This is a genomic window from Methylobacterium sp. E-025 (assembly GCF_022829705.1).
Classification (GTDB): domain Bacteria; phylum Pseudomonadota; class Alphaproteobacteria; order Rhizobiales; family Beijerinckiaceae; genus Methylobacterium.
This window is the reverse complement of the sequence record NZ_JAKSYR010000005.1, coordinates 1-15,657: the sequence shown is the minus strand read 5'-3', so window position 1 is coordinate 15,657 and position 15,657 is coordinate 1. Positions and strand designations below refer to the sequence as shown.

The 15,657-nt window shown below is 63.0% G+C and carries 13 protein-coding genes and 1 pseudogene; 10 read left to right on the top strand and 4 right to left on the bottom strand.

From position 1 onward, the window contains the following. Positions 1-377: 377 nt before the first annotated feature. Positions 378-839 carry a c-type cytochrome gene (locus MKK64_RS00190; RefSeq protein WP_243931659.1) on the top strand — a complete coding sequence of 154 codons (462 nt, stop codon included), beginning with the start codon at positions 378-380 and terminating at the stop codon, positions 837-839. A 191-nt stretch (positions 840-1,030) separates the two neighbouring features. Here MKK64_RS00190 and MKK64_RS00185 read toward each other — a convergent pair whose 3' ends face one another. Further along, complete coding sequence (locus MKK64_RS00185) at positions 1,031-1,369, bottom strand: hypothetical protein (RefSeq protein WP_243931657.1); 339 nt, start codon at positions 1,367-1,369, stop codon at positions 1,031-1,033. Positions 1,370-1,693: 324 nt separating this feature from the next. Between MKK64_RS00185 and MKK64_RS00180 the strand changes: the two genes are divergently transcribed. The 6 genes from MKK64_RS00180 to MKK64_RS00155 all read left to right on the top strand — a co-directional run bounded on the left by MKK64_RS00180 (position 1,694) and on the right by MKK64_RS00155 (position 5,765). Further along, entirely contained in the window at positions 1,694-1,933 is a 240-nt protein-coding gene (locus tag MKK64_RS00180) for a hypothetical protein (protein WP_243931655.1), read from the top strand. Between the two features lie 310 nt (positions 1,934-2,243). Further along, positions 2,244-2,921 carry a Crp/Fnr family transcriptional regulator gene (locus tag MKK64_RS00175; RefSeq protein WP_243931653.1) on the top strand — a complete coding sequence of 226 codons (678 nt, stop codon included), beginning with the start codon at positions 2,244-2,246 and terminating at the stop codon, positions 2,919-2,921. Between the two features lie 3 nt (positions 2,922-2,924). Then, a complete protein-coding gene (locus MKK64_RS00170) occupies positions 2,925-3,185 on the top strand; it encodes a hypothetical protein (protein WP_243931651.1) in 261 nt (86 codons plus the stop codon). A 516-nt stretch (positions 3,186-3,701) separates the two neighbouring features. Beyond that, positions 3,702-4,034 carry a hypothetical protein gene (locus tag MKK64_RS00165; RefSeq protein WP_243931649.1) on the top strand — a complete coding sequence of 111 codons (333 nt, stop codon included), beginning with the start codon at positions 3,702-3,704 and terminating at the stop codon, positions 4,032-4,034. A 203-nt stretch (positions 4,035-4,237) separates the two neighbouring features. Next, a complete protein-coding gene (locus MKK64_RS00160) occupies positions 4,238-5,287 on the top strand; it encodes a PAS domain-containing sensor histidine kinase (RefSeq protein ID WP_243931647.1) in 1,050 nt (349 codons plus the stop codon). A gap of 61 nt (positions 5,288-5,348) precedes the next feature. Next, positions 5,349-5,765 carry a response regulator gene (locus tag MKK64_RS00155; protein WP_243931645.1) on the top strand — a complete coding sequence of 139 codons (417 nt, stop codon included), beginning with the start codon at positions 5,349-5,351 and terminating at the stop codon, positions 5,763-5,765. A 1,374-nt stretch (positions 5,766-7,139) separates the two neighbouring features. On the opposite strand, the gene MKK64_RS00150 is transcribed toward MKK64_RS00155, so the two are convergent. Further along, complete coding sequence (locus tag MKK64_RS00150) at positions 7,140-9,437, bottom strand: putative bifunctional diguanylate cyclase/phosphodiesterase (protein WP_243931644.1); 2,298 nt, start codon at positions 9,435-9,437, stop codon at positions 7,140-7,142. A 116-nt stretch (positions 9,438-9,553) separates the two neighbouring features. Between MKK64_RS00150 and MKK64_RS00145 the strand changes: the two are divergent. Then, positions 9,554-10,381 (top strand): annotated as a pseudogene (locus MKK64_RS00145) (methyl-accepting chemotaxis protein); the annotation flags it as partial. 168 nt (positions 10,382-10,549) lie between these two features. Here MKK64_RS00145 and MKK64_RS00140 read toward each other — a convergent pair. Then, the gene (locus tag MKK64_RS00140; RefSeq protein WP_409567807.1) at positions 10,550-11,677 is read right to left on the bottom strand and encodes an L-talarate/galactarate dehydratase; all 1,128 of its coding nucleotides are present in this window, start codon (positions 11,675-11,677) and stop codon (positions 10,550-10,552) included. A 49-nt stretch (positions 11,678-11,726) separates the two neighbouring features. Beyond that, a complete protein-coding gene (locus tag MKK64_RS00135; RefSeq protein ID WP_279592962.1) occupies positions 11,727-13,091 on the bottom strand; it encodes an MFS transporter in 1,365 nt (454 codons plus the stop codon). A gap of 473 nt (positions 13,092-13,564) precedes the next feature. On the opposite strand from MKK64_RS00135, the gene MKK64_RS00130 reads away from it, so the two are divergent. Both MKK64_RS00130 and MKK64_RS00125 read left to right on the top strand, forming a co-directional pair. Further along, positions 13,565-14,461 (top strand): LysR family transcriptional regulator, encoded by an 897-nt coding sequence (locus MKK64_RS00130; RefSeq protein WP_243931638.1) that lies wholly within the window; start codon positions 13,565-13,567, stop codon positions 14,459-14,461. Between the two features lie 59 nt (positions 14,462-14,520). Beyond that, positions 14,521-15,234, top strand: a complete 714-nt coding sequence (locus tag MKK64_RS00125) for an aspartate/glutamate racemase family protein (protein WP_243931636.1) — start codon at positions 14,521-14,523, stop codon at positions 15,232-15,234. The last annotated feature ends 423 nt before the right edge of the window (positions 15,235-15,657 follow it).

Genomic DNA, 15,657 nt, shown 5'->3' with positions numbered 1-15,657 from the left:
CTTCACCACGCGCTCGCGCAGATCCTGGCTGTAGGGTCGGCCCATGCTTCGCTCCTTCTCAAGAGCGATCAGTGAATCAGTCCAACAGCGCCGCGTGAACCCCACCTGCCCGATTCAGCGCAGCCCGAAAACGCTCTAGCGCAGCGCGCCAAGCCTGGACGTCGGAGGTCGCGGGTTAAGTAGGTGCGGGTGATGCCATGGGTCTCGCCGGATGTGAGCCGGCGGGGATAGGGGTGCGAGCTGGGTGGCGCAACGCGCTGGCGGCGACCGTCAGCCCTGCCAGGTGATCGGAAAGCGCATAGAAGCGCAAGTGAGGCTTGGCACCCTCACAGCCACCTCCCCCGGTTCGATGCCCCCCGATCCGCGGAGGTTCAACAATGAAGTCCTGGCACAACGCCTTTTATGCCTCCGCCATGGTTCTTGCGGTCGCATCGGCCCCGTCGATCCGTACGGCCCTGGCCGCCGATGCGGATACCAGGGAGCCGGAAGTCGTGCTCACGACGCAGGCCGTCGGCGGAGTGGCAGTACCCACCACCGGTTGGGACAAGGCGAAGAAGTATGAGAACGACCCGGATGCCATCACGGCCGGCAAGGGTCTCTATGCCGCCTTTAACTGCAACGGCTGCCATGCCGGCGGCGGAGGCGGGTTCGGGCCGGCGCTCTCGGACCAGAAGTGGATCTACGGGGGATCCCTTCCGAACATCGTCGACACGCTCTATGAGGGCCGCCCCAAGGGCATGCCGGCGTGGCGCGGCAAGATCCCCGACGAGCAGATGTGGCAGCTCGCGGCCTACGTGAAATCCTTGAGTAAGCCGGCGGGGCTCGCCCCGCCGCTTTAAGGACATTGAGCCTTCGCTCGACGGGCACCGACGGATGTGATCGCCACGCGCGAGCGGGAAGTCACGCCTCGCCGATGGATCCCAGGGCGGCCCCAGCTCCGCTCGATGCCATCGCGTAGCCGGGGATGCATGTCGCATCCCCGGTCCGGGATTCCAGACCGATCGGCCGGGATGTTGCAGGCGGATCCGGCCTACTTCTTCGGCTCCCCCGCATCCTTCGCGCTTAACGAGCCCGTGACCGATGGCTCGCCGACGAAGTGGAGCATCCCCTCGGTGTCGATGACCAGCTTGTCGCCGGTCTCCACCGAACGCCCATATCCCGAACCCCGGACGCGAAGCTCGCATCCACCCTTGCATTCGACCTCTGTCGAGGCACCGGCGGCCAGCTTCTGATCGGCCTGGGTCTCGCCCTGGTCCACCGTGAAGGTATGCTCGGCCTTGTCCTGGTTGCTCAGCGTGATCGCGAAGGCCGGCGTTGCCGCCAATAATGTCCCGATCAAGAAAATTGTCGATATTGAAATGTGCTTCATCACTCGTCTCCGTCCGATTGCGGCATGCGATCGAGAGAACGATGTAGAGCTAAGCGTTACAACGAGGACGCGGTATTAAGCCTAAATCGTATATTTACACGTCATATGATCGGTTCGCGCCTGATTGCATGTGATCTCTGGTGGGTGTCACCCGAGACCGACTATCCGCCGGGTTCGAGGCGACGGCCATCTAGATGTCCGTTGCGTTGAATTCGGTCCTTTCCGGGCGACGTCCCGTAGCCGGTCCGGTCGCGGGACGTCGTGGAGTTCGGCGGAGATGGCGGACGGCTCGGGAATGCCTCCAGGGATCGAGGATCGTGACGGATGCGACAGGCGGAAAGCACGGCAAGCGCACGGTATCTCGGCGATCTCATCGCCATCCTCGATCAGGAACGGGCAACCCGTGACGTCATCGAGCTGGTCAAGCTAGAAATCGCCTTGTCCACCCTCCGGGACCGGGCATCGCGGGGTGGGGCGAGCGAGCGAACTGTCGACCTGATCCAGGCGGTACAAATCGTCCTCGCCTTCCGTGCGATGCCCCTTGGAGCCGGGGTGTTGCACTAAGGCCGCCTTCGTCGGCCCTACGGCGCGCAAGAGCTACACGCCAACGACCGTAACGAACCTGCTCGACACGAACGTCCTGCGCAAACCGGCCGATGCAGGACGGTACTCCAACCGGGCTGACACTGGCAGATCTCCGCCCCTTCGGACCTAAGTTCAATCACATGTTAAATCGGCCATCCGCTCATGCATCGTGCATCGGCGAACTCAGCGCGTGACGAGAGCCATGCATCACGCACTGACGAGAAAGCTCGAAGGTTACAAGACCCTCTCGGATCACGACCGTTGGGCCCTAAACGGATTGGTACCCCGCATGCGCGAGGTCGGCGCGCACGTGGACCTGATCCAAGAGGGAGAGGCCCCAGAAAACGTGCACTTGATCCTCGACGGATTCGCATGCCGCTACAAGGTACTGCCCAACGGACGGCGCCAGATCATGGCCTATCTCGTACCCGGGGACTTTTGCAACCTTAACGTCTTCATCCTCGACCAGATGGACCACAACATCGGGACTATCTCACCCTGCCAGGTGGTGCACATCCCTCGGACGGCCATCGACGGGATCACCGCGCATCACCCCAACATCACACATGCGTTCTGGTGTTGCGCGCTGGTGGACGCGGCGGTCCTTCGCGAGTGGCTGGTCAACCTCGGAGGTCGCCCCCCGAACCAGCGCATCGCCCACGTCATGTGCGAGCTTTTCATGCGCCTTGAGGCGGTGGGACGGGTCATGGACGAGAGCATCGCGTTTCCGTTCACCCAGACCGACCTCGCCGACTCGATGGGCCTGTCGAACGTACACGTGAACCGCACGATGCGCGAACTCAAGAGCTTGGGCCTGATTACGCTGAAGCGCCGCGTCCTGACAATTCACGACGTCGAGCGGCTCAAGGCCTACTGCGGCTTCGCGCCTAACTATCTGCATCTGCGGAACACCCGTTGGGGTGAACGCCGCACCCTGCCGTGGGCCGACAGCGCGCAGCGGGGCTGACCCATGGTCGAACGACGCAACGTCGAGACGTTGGTCGTGCTCCAGCCCATCGCCGTCGACACCCCCAGCCCCGACAACGAGGGGATGCTGGTTATAGCCAACCGATTGCTGGTGGCGGTTCTGGTCCGGCCCGATGCCGAGCACGAGGCCCCAGGCTCCTGGTTCGTGGAAGTGGCGCTCGGTCGCTTGCTCGGGATCATGCCCCCGCCGTTCAACACGCTCGAAGACGCGACGCGATGGCTGAGGAACCGGCTGCGACCCTGATTCCAAGACCTACGAGACGGCGACGTGATCGATCCGGGGCGTCGATGCTTCACGCGGAGGCAATTCTCGCGGTCAACCGCCGCCCATCGAACGAAGCGAGCCCCGATGCCGAAGCTCATGCCGCGGCCGTCCCGAACGGCCCTTATCACCCTGCGATGTGGCCCAGTCCTAGACGAAGTCCGATCGGGTCGTCGCGCCGCCATGGTTCGGGTCGACCTCCGTGCCTCGCGAGGCATCGGGGGTCGCCTTCTTGCGTTCGTGCGCTGCTTTGGGAGGGACAGGTACCATCGGCTCCCGACCATGATGCCACATCTTATCCGGGCAGGCTGGCCACGGACGAGCGACGTCGGCTTGGAGCGGGATAGGAGCGGGACATGAGCGTCGGCCCGGAAGATTTGAAGCGACAACGGGGCGAGCCGAGCCGTATCGGACCCTACGATCCACGAATTCCGAACGAGCGCGGAAGTCCCCGAGGCTGTTTTCGATACATCAGCATCCACCCTGCTCGGATGCGCGGTGGCCCGTCCCCACGGCTTCCTCGACATGGTGCCCGAGCCGCTCCTCGACGACATCGTGTTGCTCGCCTCCCAGGCGTGCCGGACCCCGGTGGCCCTCATCAGCCTCGTCGAGGAGCGGAGGCAGTGGTTCAAGGCCCGGGTAGGTTTCGAGCCGTGCGAGACACTGCTTGACCGCTCGGTCTGCGCCACGCCCTCCACCATTCTGGCCTTCTGGTCATTCCCGACCTTACGAGCGATCCACGGACCTGGTACAACCCGCTGGTCACCGGGCCACCTTACCTTCGCTTCTATGACGGTTTGCCCCTGTGCATCGGCGATGATCGCGCGGTAGGAACGCTCTGCGTCCTCGATCAGGTTCCTCGAGACGGATTGGACGCCGACCAGGCCTTCACTCTGGAAGCGCTTGGGCGTTAAGTCATCGTCCAAGTCGAGCTACGCCGCGCGGTAGGAGAGGTCGTACGGCGCACCGCCGCCTTCGAAGCGAGCGAGGCGAGGCTGCGAACGATCTTCCATGCGACATACCAGTTCCAGGGATTGCTCGCCCGCGACGGGACCGTGCTGGACGCGAACGAAACCATGCTCAAGGCCGTCGCGTCCTCACGCGGTGATGTGGTCGGCAAGAGCCTCTGGGATACCCCTTTGCTCGCAGGGACGCCGGGCATGCCCGAGCGGGTGCGGGAATGGGTCGACCGCGCAGCGGCGGGCGAACCCGTACGCCACGAGATCGAGTTGGATCTCCCCGGCGGCCGGAGGTGTCTGGAATTCGCTTTGAGACCGGTTCGAGATGCGGACGGCCTCGTGCTCGGCATCATGTCGGAGGCCGTGGACCTGACCGAGCGCCGCATCGAGGAACAGCTGCGGCAATCCCAGAAAATGGACGCCATTGGCCAATTGACCGGGGGAATCGCGCACGACTTGAACAACATGCTCGCGGTCATTGTTGGTAGCCTGAACCTTCTCGAACGCCGGCTCGCGAAGGGCGAGACGGATGTCGGCCGGTACGTCGACGCGGCCCTGGACGGCGCCAACAGGGCCGCGTCGCTGACCCATCGCCTGCTCGCCTTCTCTCGACTGCAGCCGCTCGCACCAGAGCCGGTCGACGCCAACCGCATGGTCCCTGAAATGTCGGACATGTTGACCCGCACGCTCGGCGAGCGGATCCTGATAGAGACCGCGCTTGCCGACGACCTATGGAAGGCCAGGGCCGACCCAAGCCAGCTTGAGAACGTGATCCTCAACCTGTCCGTGAACGCACGGGACGCGATGCCGGATGGCGGCCTCGTGACCATCGCGACGTCGAACGCCGCCATCCACGGCGACCCCGAACCGGGAAACGACATCAAGCCGGGCCAGTACGTCATGATCGCCGTCTCTGATACCGGGACCGGGATGTCACCCGCGGTGATCGCCAGGGCATTCGATCCGTTTTTCACCACCAAGGGCGTCGGCAAGGGCACCGGCCTTGGCCTGAGCCAGGTGATCGGGTTCGTCAGGCCGTCGGGGGGGGCATGTCAGGATCGCGTCGGAGCCCGGCCGAGGAACAACCATAGAGGTCTACCTTCCGCGGTTCGAGGGGGCGCTTGAGGCTGACTTAATAGCAAAGTCAACCATGGCGTGTATCGGTGGTGAAGTCGGCGAGACCGTCATGGTCGTCGAGGACGACGCCCGGATGTGCTCCTGCTCGGTCGGGGCCCTGCGCGAGCTCGGCTATTCCGTCGTCCACGCCGCGAATGGAACGGAAGCGGTCAGGATGATCGAGGCGGGCCAGGTTGTGGCCCTGCTCTTCACCGACATCGTCATGCCGGAAATGACCGGACGCCAACTCGCCGATGCCGCCATGGCACGGTTGCCGAACCTGAAAGTCCTCTACACCACCGGCTACGTGCGTCGGTGGAGGTCGAGTGATGCTGATGCGCGACGCTTGCGCGATCCAGATGAAACTTCTTCCCATTGCGACACGTATGGGTGCTGCGAGCGAACGGCTCAGCTTGTGCGGCGACCGCAGCGATCCCCGCAGAACTGTGAGATATCGACACTCTATGTCTCTGGAACACCCACCTAGGGGCCAATCGCGGCGCCCACGTCTGGCCCTGGTTGTCGCCATGTGTCTCCTGCCAGTCCTGCTATGGATCGCCATCTACCTGATGTGCGGTAAGGCAGTCTGGTTCTGACGCCATCGCCTTCGCCCTCGGAGCCTTTAGTCCCTGGGGCGGAGATACTGCGCGAGAAGGAATCCGCCTTGCAGGGCGACCAGATGGGCGAAGAGGACTAAGAGCTCCAACGCGCCTAACTCCCGGCGGACGAGGCCGACTGCGATATAAGTGACGATGAGGCACCCTGAGGCGAACAGGATCATGACAGACCGATAATGCCACCCCAGTGCGATCCCAACGGCAAGCAGAAGCGCGGATGTGATCATCCTGACCCAATCACATCCTGGGCGTTTCGAGCCTCTTAACAAAGCCGTTAGAAGCGATCGGATAATGACGCAGCAGATATGGCGCGGCTTCGTCTCGGCGAATGCCGCGAACACGGAGCTATTCCGGATCTATGAAGGGCCGGAAGCTTCCGCCGCGATAGGTCAACGGGTCCGTAGTGGTGGGTGGCCGTGACCCATATGATCGCCCGAGCCTGAGGAAGCCATAATGCGAAGGCGCGATGAACGACCTCCGTCCGAACCGCGTAGAACGCTGGGCAGCTTCTAGGACGCCGCCGTTTTCACGCCCCGGGTGTTATCCATGATCCTGTTCCGTCGGGCTGCGCTTAACGGAACAGACCCGACCCGCGAAAGGCGGCGACCGAGCCTGTCCCGTTCATGGCAGGTGACGCGCCCGCAGATGGGACAACAGCCATTCAGGACAATGCCGACGGGTAGTTAATGAAGTCTGCGGCCTCGCCCGCCTTGAGCGCCAGTTCGACAGGACTGCGAGGGTGCTTTCTGGCACCTTACGATGCCCGTCGAGATCCTGAAGTTGAATGCCCAACCGCCCTGAAGGACCAGATCCGCCTCCCCCCATTTGGCTCCGGCAAACTCCGAGCTGGACGAGCGGCGACGTGCTGCTCTGAATGAAGCGCGCTGTTACTACAGTTGCTCGGACGCGCAGTGCAGCGGAAATCCGCCCGCTCAATTGGCCGAACAACTATCTTTCACTAGTCGACCGGATAGCATGGGCACAGAAGCGTAACATTCACCTGGGGTGGGCTTGATGCCGAATCCAGAAGGAAATTTTTGCTGAATTGTGCGCCGGCCGCGGTTGGAAAGCCTCCACCGCGTACCTAATCCAAGGCGTGCTGCGCAAGAGATTGCAGATGGTACCAACTCTGCGATTCTGAAGTTCAATTCAGGTTCTGCTTAGACGCAAGAAAGCAATCATTGTTGATGCAACAAATAAGCTCTGGAATCTCAGGCTACGCACAATAGAGCCCCTTTTCGTCTCTATATAGCTCTCGACCTGATGAAGCCTCCGACGGGGCCTTCATTCTGCCCATGGGCAAGGTCCTCGGCCGATTTGGGGCGGCTGTAGAGGTAGCCCTGCAGCTCTTCACATCCTGTTGCACGCAACTGCTCGGCCTGTTCCTCAGTCTCCACGCCCTCGGCCGTAATTGTCATGCCGAGGCCATGCGCCATGTCACGGATAGCTTGAACGATAACTTGGCTATCGCGGCGCGATGGTAGCTCCTTCACAAAGGATCGGTCGATCTTGACCTTGTCGAAGGCGAAGCTCCGCAGGTAGCTCAACGACGAGTAACCTGTGCCGAAGTCATCGAGCGCGATGCGTACGCCGAGAGCACGTATCTGCCGCAGGATGTCGAGGGCCGCAACGGCGTCTTCGATCAGGACGCCCTCCGTCACCTCAACTTCCAGCCGACTTGGCGCGAGGCCCGAGTGGGTCAGGGCGGCTAGGATGATATGCGGTAGATCACGGGTACGGAACTGCACCGCAGAGATGTTTACCGACACCCGGTGGTTAACCGGCCAGCTCGCGGCTTCACGGCAAGCCTCTGCGATGACCCAGGCTCCGATCGGGATGATTAAGCCGCTTGTTTCTGCGAGGGGGATAAAGTCGGCGGGTGAGACCATACCGAGCTTCGGATGCTGCCAGCGCAGGAGTGCCTCACAGCCGGTAATCGTTCCGGTCTGGGATTCGACGAAAGGCTGGTAGTGCAGCACCAATTCACCGTGTGCGAGAGCGGTGCGCAGATCGTGCACGAGGCGCTGCCGCTCCTGAAGCTTCTGATCCATTTCCGGCGCGAAGAAGCTGAACGTCCCTCGCCCGTCTGCTTTTGACCGGTAAAGTGCGGCGTCGGCGTTTCGCAACAGCTCTTCGGCCGTATCACCATCCGACGGAGCGAAGGCGATGCCGATACTGAGGCCGATGGAGACATCCTCGCCGCCTATCATGAACGGTGTACTCACACATCGGACCAAGCGCTGCGCAAGAGCTTCGACCGACCCTTGATTAGCATCCGCGGCATCGAGGATCATGAACTCGTCGCCGCCGAAGCGAGCAAGCATGTCGGTGCCGTCGAGCTCGGCCTGCAAACGGTCGGTCACGGCAATGAGCAACTGGTCGCCGGCAGGGTGGCCGTGGCGATCGTTGACGGCCTTGAACCCGTCGAGGTCGAGGCTGAGCACGGCAAGAGGGTTACGCTCAACGCCGCGCAACGCCTGTGCCAAGCGTTCGCCGAAGAGCATACGGTTCGGCAGCTCGGTCAGGGAATCATAGTAGGCAAGATGCGCCACTCGGGCCTCAGCGCGCTTGGCGGCTGAGGTATCGGCGCAGACGCCGCGGTATCCCTGAAACGTGCCATTTTTATCGTGTATGGGGCGCCCGGACAGCGACCACCAGCAGGCATCCCCGTTCTGGACCAAGGGAACGACGTGGTCGCGAAATGGGCGACGCGCCTCGATATGCTCTTGCAACGCATCGCAAGCTTCGGTGTTACCTGCGGCAGTGACGTCCCGAAGCAGAGCGACCAGAGAGGTTGCATCGATCGCGTTCTGGGACCGGGCGAGCTTTTCTGCAAACCGCGGTGATGAGCTATGGCAGCGATGCTCTGCGTCCGTTTCCCAAAGCCAATCGCTGGCCTGCTCCTCGTAGTCGCGCAGCAGCAGCGCTATGACCTCACCCTGCTGTTCCAAATTGTATTGCTGACGCTGCCCGGCGCCGAACTGTTTCACTTGACGCCGGACGCTGCGGATCGCGGTTCCTCCGCCGATAACGAACAATCCCGCCAGATACAGGTGCGGTGCATCCCAGCTCGATAGCAGTAAGCCCGCAATAGTGGCCGTCATTACGAGGCCGATATAAATCACGGCCGCAGGCAACACTGTGGCGAGTAGGATGCTGCCCCCCCAAAGGAGACCAGTGAGGAGGCAGATCACGCAGCCGAGTTCCAGACCGGAGACGCGGGGCATCAACCAGACTGGCACGCTGACTAAGCAGACACCCATCACGACTGTCTGAAGACTGAGGAGATGAATGTCGCGAGCGGCGACGGTTTGATGTGGCGGCCGAGCATTCGCACGCAGTGATAAAGCCAGCTGACCAAGCGACATCAGCGTGACGACGCTACACCACGTCAGCAGCACACTGGCGTGGTGCTTGAACATGAGAAAAGTGAAGGCACCTGCACAGGCGACGTTCGCGAGCATCATCGCCGGAGCGAGTTGGTCGACAACTTCGAGCTGTCGCGCGCGGAGACGGCCCATCGTAAGTGCTTGCTGGGGCATTGCGCGCTCTAGAGAACAAAGAAGACCCAGCTTTAGGCAGACTTACTAAGGAGAAATGAATGGGGCTGCCTTATGGCTTTGAAATTTCATCTGATGGCGGCTTGAGGAGTTCAGCTCTGGCCGATAGCTTCCAGTCCGCCGTCGGCGGCTTCATCGGCACGGTCTCAGCCTCGGCCACCGAGTTGCAGGCCACCGCCGGGGTGATGAGCGGGACCGCCGCGGAGACGGCGAGCCAGTCGACTGCCGTGGCCGCCGCGGCCGAGGAGGCTGCCAGCAACGTTGGTACCGTCGCCGCGGCGGCCGAGGAACTTGGCGCCTCCGTCCAAGAGATCGGCCGGCAGGTCGACGGCTCTGCGCTCCTCGCCCGGCAGGCGGTGGATGAGGCCGACCGCACGGGGGCGCTAGTCCACAAACTGAGCGGCACCTTCGAGCGGGTCGGCGCCGTGGTCGGGTTGATCTCCTCGATCGCCGGGCAGACCAACCTGCTGGCCCTAAATGCCACTATCAAGGCCGCTCGGGCCGGGGAGGCCGGCAAAGGCTTTGCCGTGGTAGCGACCGAGGTGAAGGAACTCGTCGGGCAGACCGCCCGGGCGACCCAGGAGATCTCTGCCCAGATCGACCGAATCCAGGAGTCCACCGCTGAGGTGGTGGCGGCCATCGGCGGCATCACCCAGCGGATCCGCGACATCAGCGTCACGGCAGCCTCGATCGCGGCGGCGGTGGAGCAGCAGGGGGCAGCGACGCAGGAGATCGTGCGCAACGTTGCCCAGGTGGCGACAGGGACGGGCGAGGTGAGCGGGAACATCGCCGGCGTCGCGGGGGCCGCCGAGGAGACGGGCGCTGCCGCCACCCAGGTGCTGGGGGCGGCCACGGAACTGTCGCGCCAATCGGAGCACCTGCGGAGCGAAGTCGGGCGCTTCCTCGCCACCGTGTGCCCTGCCTGACGCGAACCTACAAACTTCCGCTTCCCCCATGTGTTCGAGCGGAAGCGGACGGGCAGAAAACCACCCCAAGCGGCCATTCGGCTCGCGACCCAAATAGGTCACCCCTCGCCCATCGAAAGCTGCTCGAAAACAGTCATTTCGGGTCGAGCCAACGAACTATCGCACGGTTCAGTCCAGGCTGCCGAACCCCACGGTTTCCCGGGTCCAGGCAATCGTCTGCTCGCTCATGCTGATGCCGAGACCGGGCTGCGTCGGCACAATCATCCGACCGTCCTTCAACTCTAGACGCTCGTTGAACAACGGCTCCAACCACTCGAAGTGCTCGACCCAGGGCTCACGTTGCATCGCTGCGGCGAGATGGATGTGCAGTTCCATCGCGAAGTGCGGTGCGATGGTCAGACCGGCGAATTCAGCGAGCGTGGCGATCTTGAGGAACGGCGTGATACCGCCGACCCGGGGGGCATCCGGCATCAGGAAGTCCGCTCCATTCTGCCGGATGAAGTCCCAGTGCTCGGAGACGCTGGTGAGCATTTCGCCGGTGGCGATCGGCGTGTCGAGCGCAGCCGCAAGCGCTGCGTGCCCGGCGGCGTCGTAGCAATCCAGTGGCTCCTCGATCCAGATCAGGTTGAACCGCTCGAAGATGCGGCCCATCCGCATGGCGGTCGGCCGGTCCCATTGCTGGTTGGCGTCGACCATCAGCGGGAAGGCATCGCCAAGGTGCTCGCGCACCCGCGAAACGCGCGCGATGTCGAGGGCCCAGTCCGGCTGGCCGACTTTGAGCTTGATGCCGCCGATGCCCTTCTCACGGGAACGGTCGGTGTTGACCAGCAGCTCGTCCAGCGGCGTGTGAAGGAAGCCACCGGAGGTGTTGTAGCAACGAACTGCCTCGCGTTGCGCACCGAGCAGTTTGGCCAGCGACAGGCCGGCCCGCTTCCCCTTCAGGTCCCATAGTGCCACGTCGAAGGCGCCGATAGCTTGAACGGCGAGGCCGCTGCGGCCGACCGAGGCGCCCGCCCAGGCGAGCTTGTCCCAAGCCTTGCCGATGTCGCTCGGATCCTCACCGATGAGCGCGGGTGCGATCTCGCAGGCATGGGCGAACTGTCCCGGTCCGCCGGCCCGCTTGGAATAGCTGATGCCGAGGCCGCGATGTCCCGCGCTTGTCTCGATCTCGCAGAACAGGATCGCGATCTCGGTCATCGGCTTCTGGCGCCCGGTGAGCACCTTGGCGTCGCTGATTGGGGTCTTGAGCGGCAAGTAGACCGAGCGCAGGCGGATCCCAGTGACGGTCTCGTTCATGTTCTTCTCCGGCATTCAGTCATTGTCGGTAGCCGACACGTTTGGGCGCTCAGGCCTGCGCGGTTTGGAGAGATGCCGGCCGGACCAATGGCCTGTCCGTGACTTGCTCATCTTCTCCGATCTCAAGCCGCTTCAGTGGCCCGACGACGACGAGGTAGGATAGGGCACCGATAAGCGCGACCGTGCCGATGTAAACGAGCGCCAGGTCGAAGGAGCCCATCTCCTTGACGATGATGCCGATGGCCAGCGGCGTGACAATGCTGGCGAGGTTGCCGCACAGATTGAAGATGCCGCCGCTGACACCCATGATCTGCTTTGGCGACACATCGCCGACGATGCACCAGCCGAGATTGCCGATGCCCTTGGCGAAGAAGGCGATGCTCATCACAGCGATCACGAACACGTCGGACTGGACGTAGTTCGCAAGCACGATTGTGCTGGAGAACATCAGGCCAAGGATGATCGGGAGCTTGCGCGAGACGGTCAGGCTGAACCCGCGCCGCAGCAACCAGTCCGACCAGAGGCCACCGGCCAGCCCACCGAGGAACCCGCAGATCGCCGGGATCGCGGCTACGAGGCCGACCTTGAGGATCGACATGCCGCGCGCTTCGAGTAGGTAGGTCGGAAACCACGTCAGAAAGAACCACGTAATCGTCGTCAGGCAGAACTGCCCGATGTAGATGCCGATCATCATGCGGTTGCCAATCAGCGCCTTCACCTCGGACCACCGGATCCGGTCGCGCTTGTCCCCCATGTTCGGCAGGCCACCGCCCGCCTCGATGTAGTCGAGTTCGGCTTGGTTTACGCCTTTGTGGTGACGCGGCTCCTGTACGTAGACGAGCCAGATGATGCCGAGGACGATGCCCACGCCGCCGGCCCAGAAGAAGATCGCCTGCCAGCTGTGGGCGTGCAGGATCCACGTCATGATCGGCGTGAACACGGCGAGCGCGAAATACTGCGCCGACTGGAAGATCGAGGTCGCGAAGGCCCGTTCCTTAGTCGGGAACCACATCACGGTCAGCCGGCTGTTGGCAGGAAAAGCCGGTGCCTCGGTGATGCCCATGAGGAAGCGCAGGGCGAAGAGCGCGACGAACGTGAAGGTAACGAGGTGCACGAGCCCCTGCATCATCGTGAGGGCCGACCATAGGATCAGGCCTGTCCCGTAGACCAGACGGGCGCCGTACTTGTCGAGCACCCAGCCGCCGGGGATCTGAAGGGCCGTGTACGCCCAGCCGAACGCTGAGAAGGCCAAACCCATCGTGATGGCGTCGAAGCCGAACTCAGTTCGCATGGCGGAGGCGGCCACGGACAAGGTTGCTCGATCGACATAATTAAACGTTGTCGCCAGAAAGATCAGCGCTAGAATGACATATCTGATCTTGGTACTGTGCAGACCCTGCCTCTCTTGAGACATGACCTTCCTCCGATGAGGCTGAGCCATTCTCGCAGGAAATAACTACCAGCGGTGGCCGTTTGCCGAACCCATTTCATGCGGCGGCAAGATAGTGCCGTCCAACTTAATTGCTGGATCGATCGATACCGAACTTGCATCGATGTCTCGTGAGGCAACCCGGCTGGCGCAGTACGAACGTCTGCCCTGGCCCTTTGATGCGCGAGTAGCAGACAAGCTGCCTTCCACCCCACTCGGACCCTGCGGTATGTGCCTACATACGTCGACAAAACGGTCAGATATCCGACACGTTGTTCGGGTTGCTATCGACCCTTCACAGACCCTCATAAGGTCCGCTTGGCCGTATCTTGATAGACAATGACCTGCGGCTGGGCCCGGTGGTCATGCGACCCTCCGCTTTCGGGTGCTCCGTCGCGCATCTGCCGACCGTCGATCCGCTGGCGCGCACTGAGTGGCGTCGTTAGGCTGGCACGATCATGGAGCTGAAATGGCTTGAGGACTTCGCTAGTCTCGCCCGCACCGGCAATTTTTCTCGGTCGGCCGAGGAGCGTCACGTCACGCAGTCCGCGTTCAGCCGCCGGATCCGGGCGCTGGAAACGTGGCTGGGCGTCGCCCTAATCGACCGCAGCACGTATCCGACCTCATTGACGGCGGCAGGACGGGAGTTCCGCGAAACGGCCGAGGAGGCGATGCGGATGCTGCATGGTAGCCGGGTCGCCCTGCAAGCCAGCGCTCGACCGAACCAGCAGACCGTGGCGGTCGCCGCGCTCCACACCCTAGCCCTGAGCTTCTTCCCGGGCTGGTTCCGGCGGATCGAGGCGCGAACCGGCCCCCTGAGCAGCCGCCTGCTCCCGGACGACTTCCACACCTGCATCCAGGCAGTGGTCGAGGGGGGCTACGACTTCCTCCTGACCTTCCACCATGCGAGCGTCCCGGTCCTGCTGGATCCTGAGCAGTTCCCCCACCGCGTGGTTGGGACGGACAGTCTCGTGGCCGTGCGCAGCGCACAGACCACAGAGGAGCCGTTGCCTCGCCTCGGCTACCCACAGAACTCCTTCCTCGGCCGCCTCTCGGTCGTCGCGCAGGCCCGGGTGGATGAGCCGCCTGCCGCATTCACCCACGTCAACGAAAACGCCATGGCAGAGGCGTTGAAGTTCATGGTCCTTGAAGGGCATGGGCTGGCATGGCTGCCGCTCAGCCTCGTCGCTCGCGAACTGGCGGCCGGAACACTGATCGTGTCAGGCGAGGCGATGCCGCTTGAAGTGCGCCTGTACCGCAATGCCGGGCATCGGCGCGCTGCTGTGACAGCCGTCTGGCAAGCCGCCGGGGCGCTGGCCCACGAAACTATGCGGAATCGGAATAGGTCGGACTGACATGGCATTGGCCCCCCAAGTGAGCGCCTTGCATCGTGCTCGAAAGACAGGAGGTCACGATGCTCGGCGTTCTTGGTGGGATGGGTCCGATGGCGACCGTCGATTTCATGGCGAAGGTCGTCCGGAACACCGCGGCTGCCTGCGACCAAGACCACATCCCGATGGTGGTCTGCTCAGCGGCGAACATCCCCGATCGCAATGCCGCGCTTCGTGGCGAGGGGGCTGACCCGCTACCGGCAATGCGCGATACCCTGCGACGGCTTGAGGCAGCGGGAGCAACCTATATCGCGATCCCCTGCAATACTGCACACCTATGGCACTGCGCCCTACAGTACGAGACGCCGATCCTCATTCTGCACATCGTGGATGCGGTCACCTTCGAGTTGACGTCGCGGCAGGGGGACCGTGTCGGTGTGCTAGGTACGACCAGCACCATCGAGGGCCGCCTTTACCAGGAGCGCCTGTCGCAGAAGGGGCTATCCTGCCGGGCTCCCGACGCGGCGGCCCAGGAAGAGGTGATGCGGGGGATCCGTCTGGTTAAGGCTGGGCAACTCGCCGAAGCGACGGAGATCCTGCGCGCGCAGGCTGAGGCGCTCGTCGCTGCTGGCTGTGGCGAGGTCGTGATGGCCTGCACCGAAATCCCGGTGGCACTCGCCGCGGTCAAAGGGGAATTGCGGACGAAGCTGGTGGACGCCACAGAAGCGCTCGCCCGTGCATGCGTTCGCGTTTGCAAGGCAGAAGCACCTGTCTCGACCTCGGCGCTCGCCGCTTGACCCCCCCCGGGCCCTTGCCTGTGTTTGCCTGATGCTCGGGGTGATTTTGTTCGACGGCAAAGGGATCTATGCCGGCGCGACTGCGTTCGCGGATGTTATCTGGTTCGTAGCCGATCTTTACAGTCGCGCGGGTTGCTTGGCGGCCTGGATCGAGGCTTAGCTTTCTGGGCCGACTTCTCGGTGAACAAAGATAGGCTTGATTGCGAGCAGACGCGTTCAAGGGGCACTCGCGGAGCTGAAAGATGGCATCGCGGACATCCCGACCGCACGGGCCGCTGCCGAGGCTGCAGCAAGGCCCTTTGAGCGGGATGGCTACAACGACGAAGGCGATCACTGGTGGGGACGGAACGAGGGCTCGGGTTGCTCGTCGCATCTATCACGTCGAATTGTCTATCCCCTGATGCCTACGCTGGAATGCTCAAA

Excerpts from the sequence above, each read along its gene's own strand:
- MKK64_RS00190 (WP_243931659.1), top strand. The coding sequence starts at position 378 with ATGAAGTCCTGGCACAACGCCTTTTATGCCTCCGCCATGGTTCTTGCG.
- MKK64_RS00185 (WP_243931657.1), bottom strand. The coding sequence starts at position 1,369 with ATGAAGCACATTTCAATATCGACAATTTTCTTGATCGGGACATTATTG.
- MKK64_RS00180 (WP_243931655.1), top strand. The coding sequence starts at position 1,694 with ATGCGACAGGCGGAAAGCACGGCAAGCGCACGGTATCTCGGCGATCTC.
- MKK64_RS00175 (WP_243931653.1), top strand. The coding sequence starts at position 2,244 with ATGCGCGAGGTCGGCGCGCACGTGGACCTGATCCAAGAGGGAGAGGCC.
- MKK64_RS00170 (WP_243931651.1), top strand. The coding sequence starts at position 2,925 with ATGGTCGAACGACGCAACGTCGAGACGTTGGTCGTGCTCCAGCCCATC.
- MKK64_RS00155 (WP_243931645.1), top strand. The coding sequence starts at position 5,349 with ATGGTCGTCGAGGACGACGCCCGGATGTGCTCCTGCTCGGTCGGGGCC.
- MKK64_RS00150 (WP_243931644.1), bottom strand. The coding sequence starts at position 9,437 with ATGCCCCAGCAAGCACTTACGATGGGCCGTCTCCGCGCGCGACAGCTC.
- MKK64_RS00140 (WP_409567807.1), bottom strand. The coding sequence starts at position 11,677 with ATGAACGAGACCGTCACTGGGATCCGCCTGCGCTCGGTCTACTTGCCG.
- MKK64_RS00135 (WP_279592962.1), bottom strand. The coding sequence starts at position 13,091 with ATGTCTCAAGAGAGGCAGGGTCTGCACAGTACCAAGATCAGATATGTC.
- MKK64_RS00130 (WP_243931638.1), top strand. The coding sequence starts at position 13,565 with ATGGAGCTGAAATGGCTTGAGGACTTCGCTAGTCTCGCCCGCACCGGC.
- MKK64_RS00125 (WP_243931636.1), top strand. The coding sequence starts at position 14,521 with ATGCTCGGCGTTCTTGGTGGGATGGGTCCGATGGCGACCGTCGATTTC.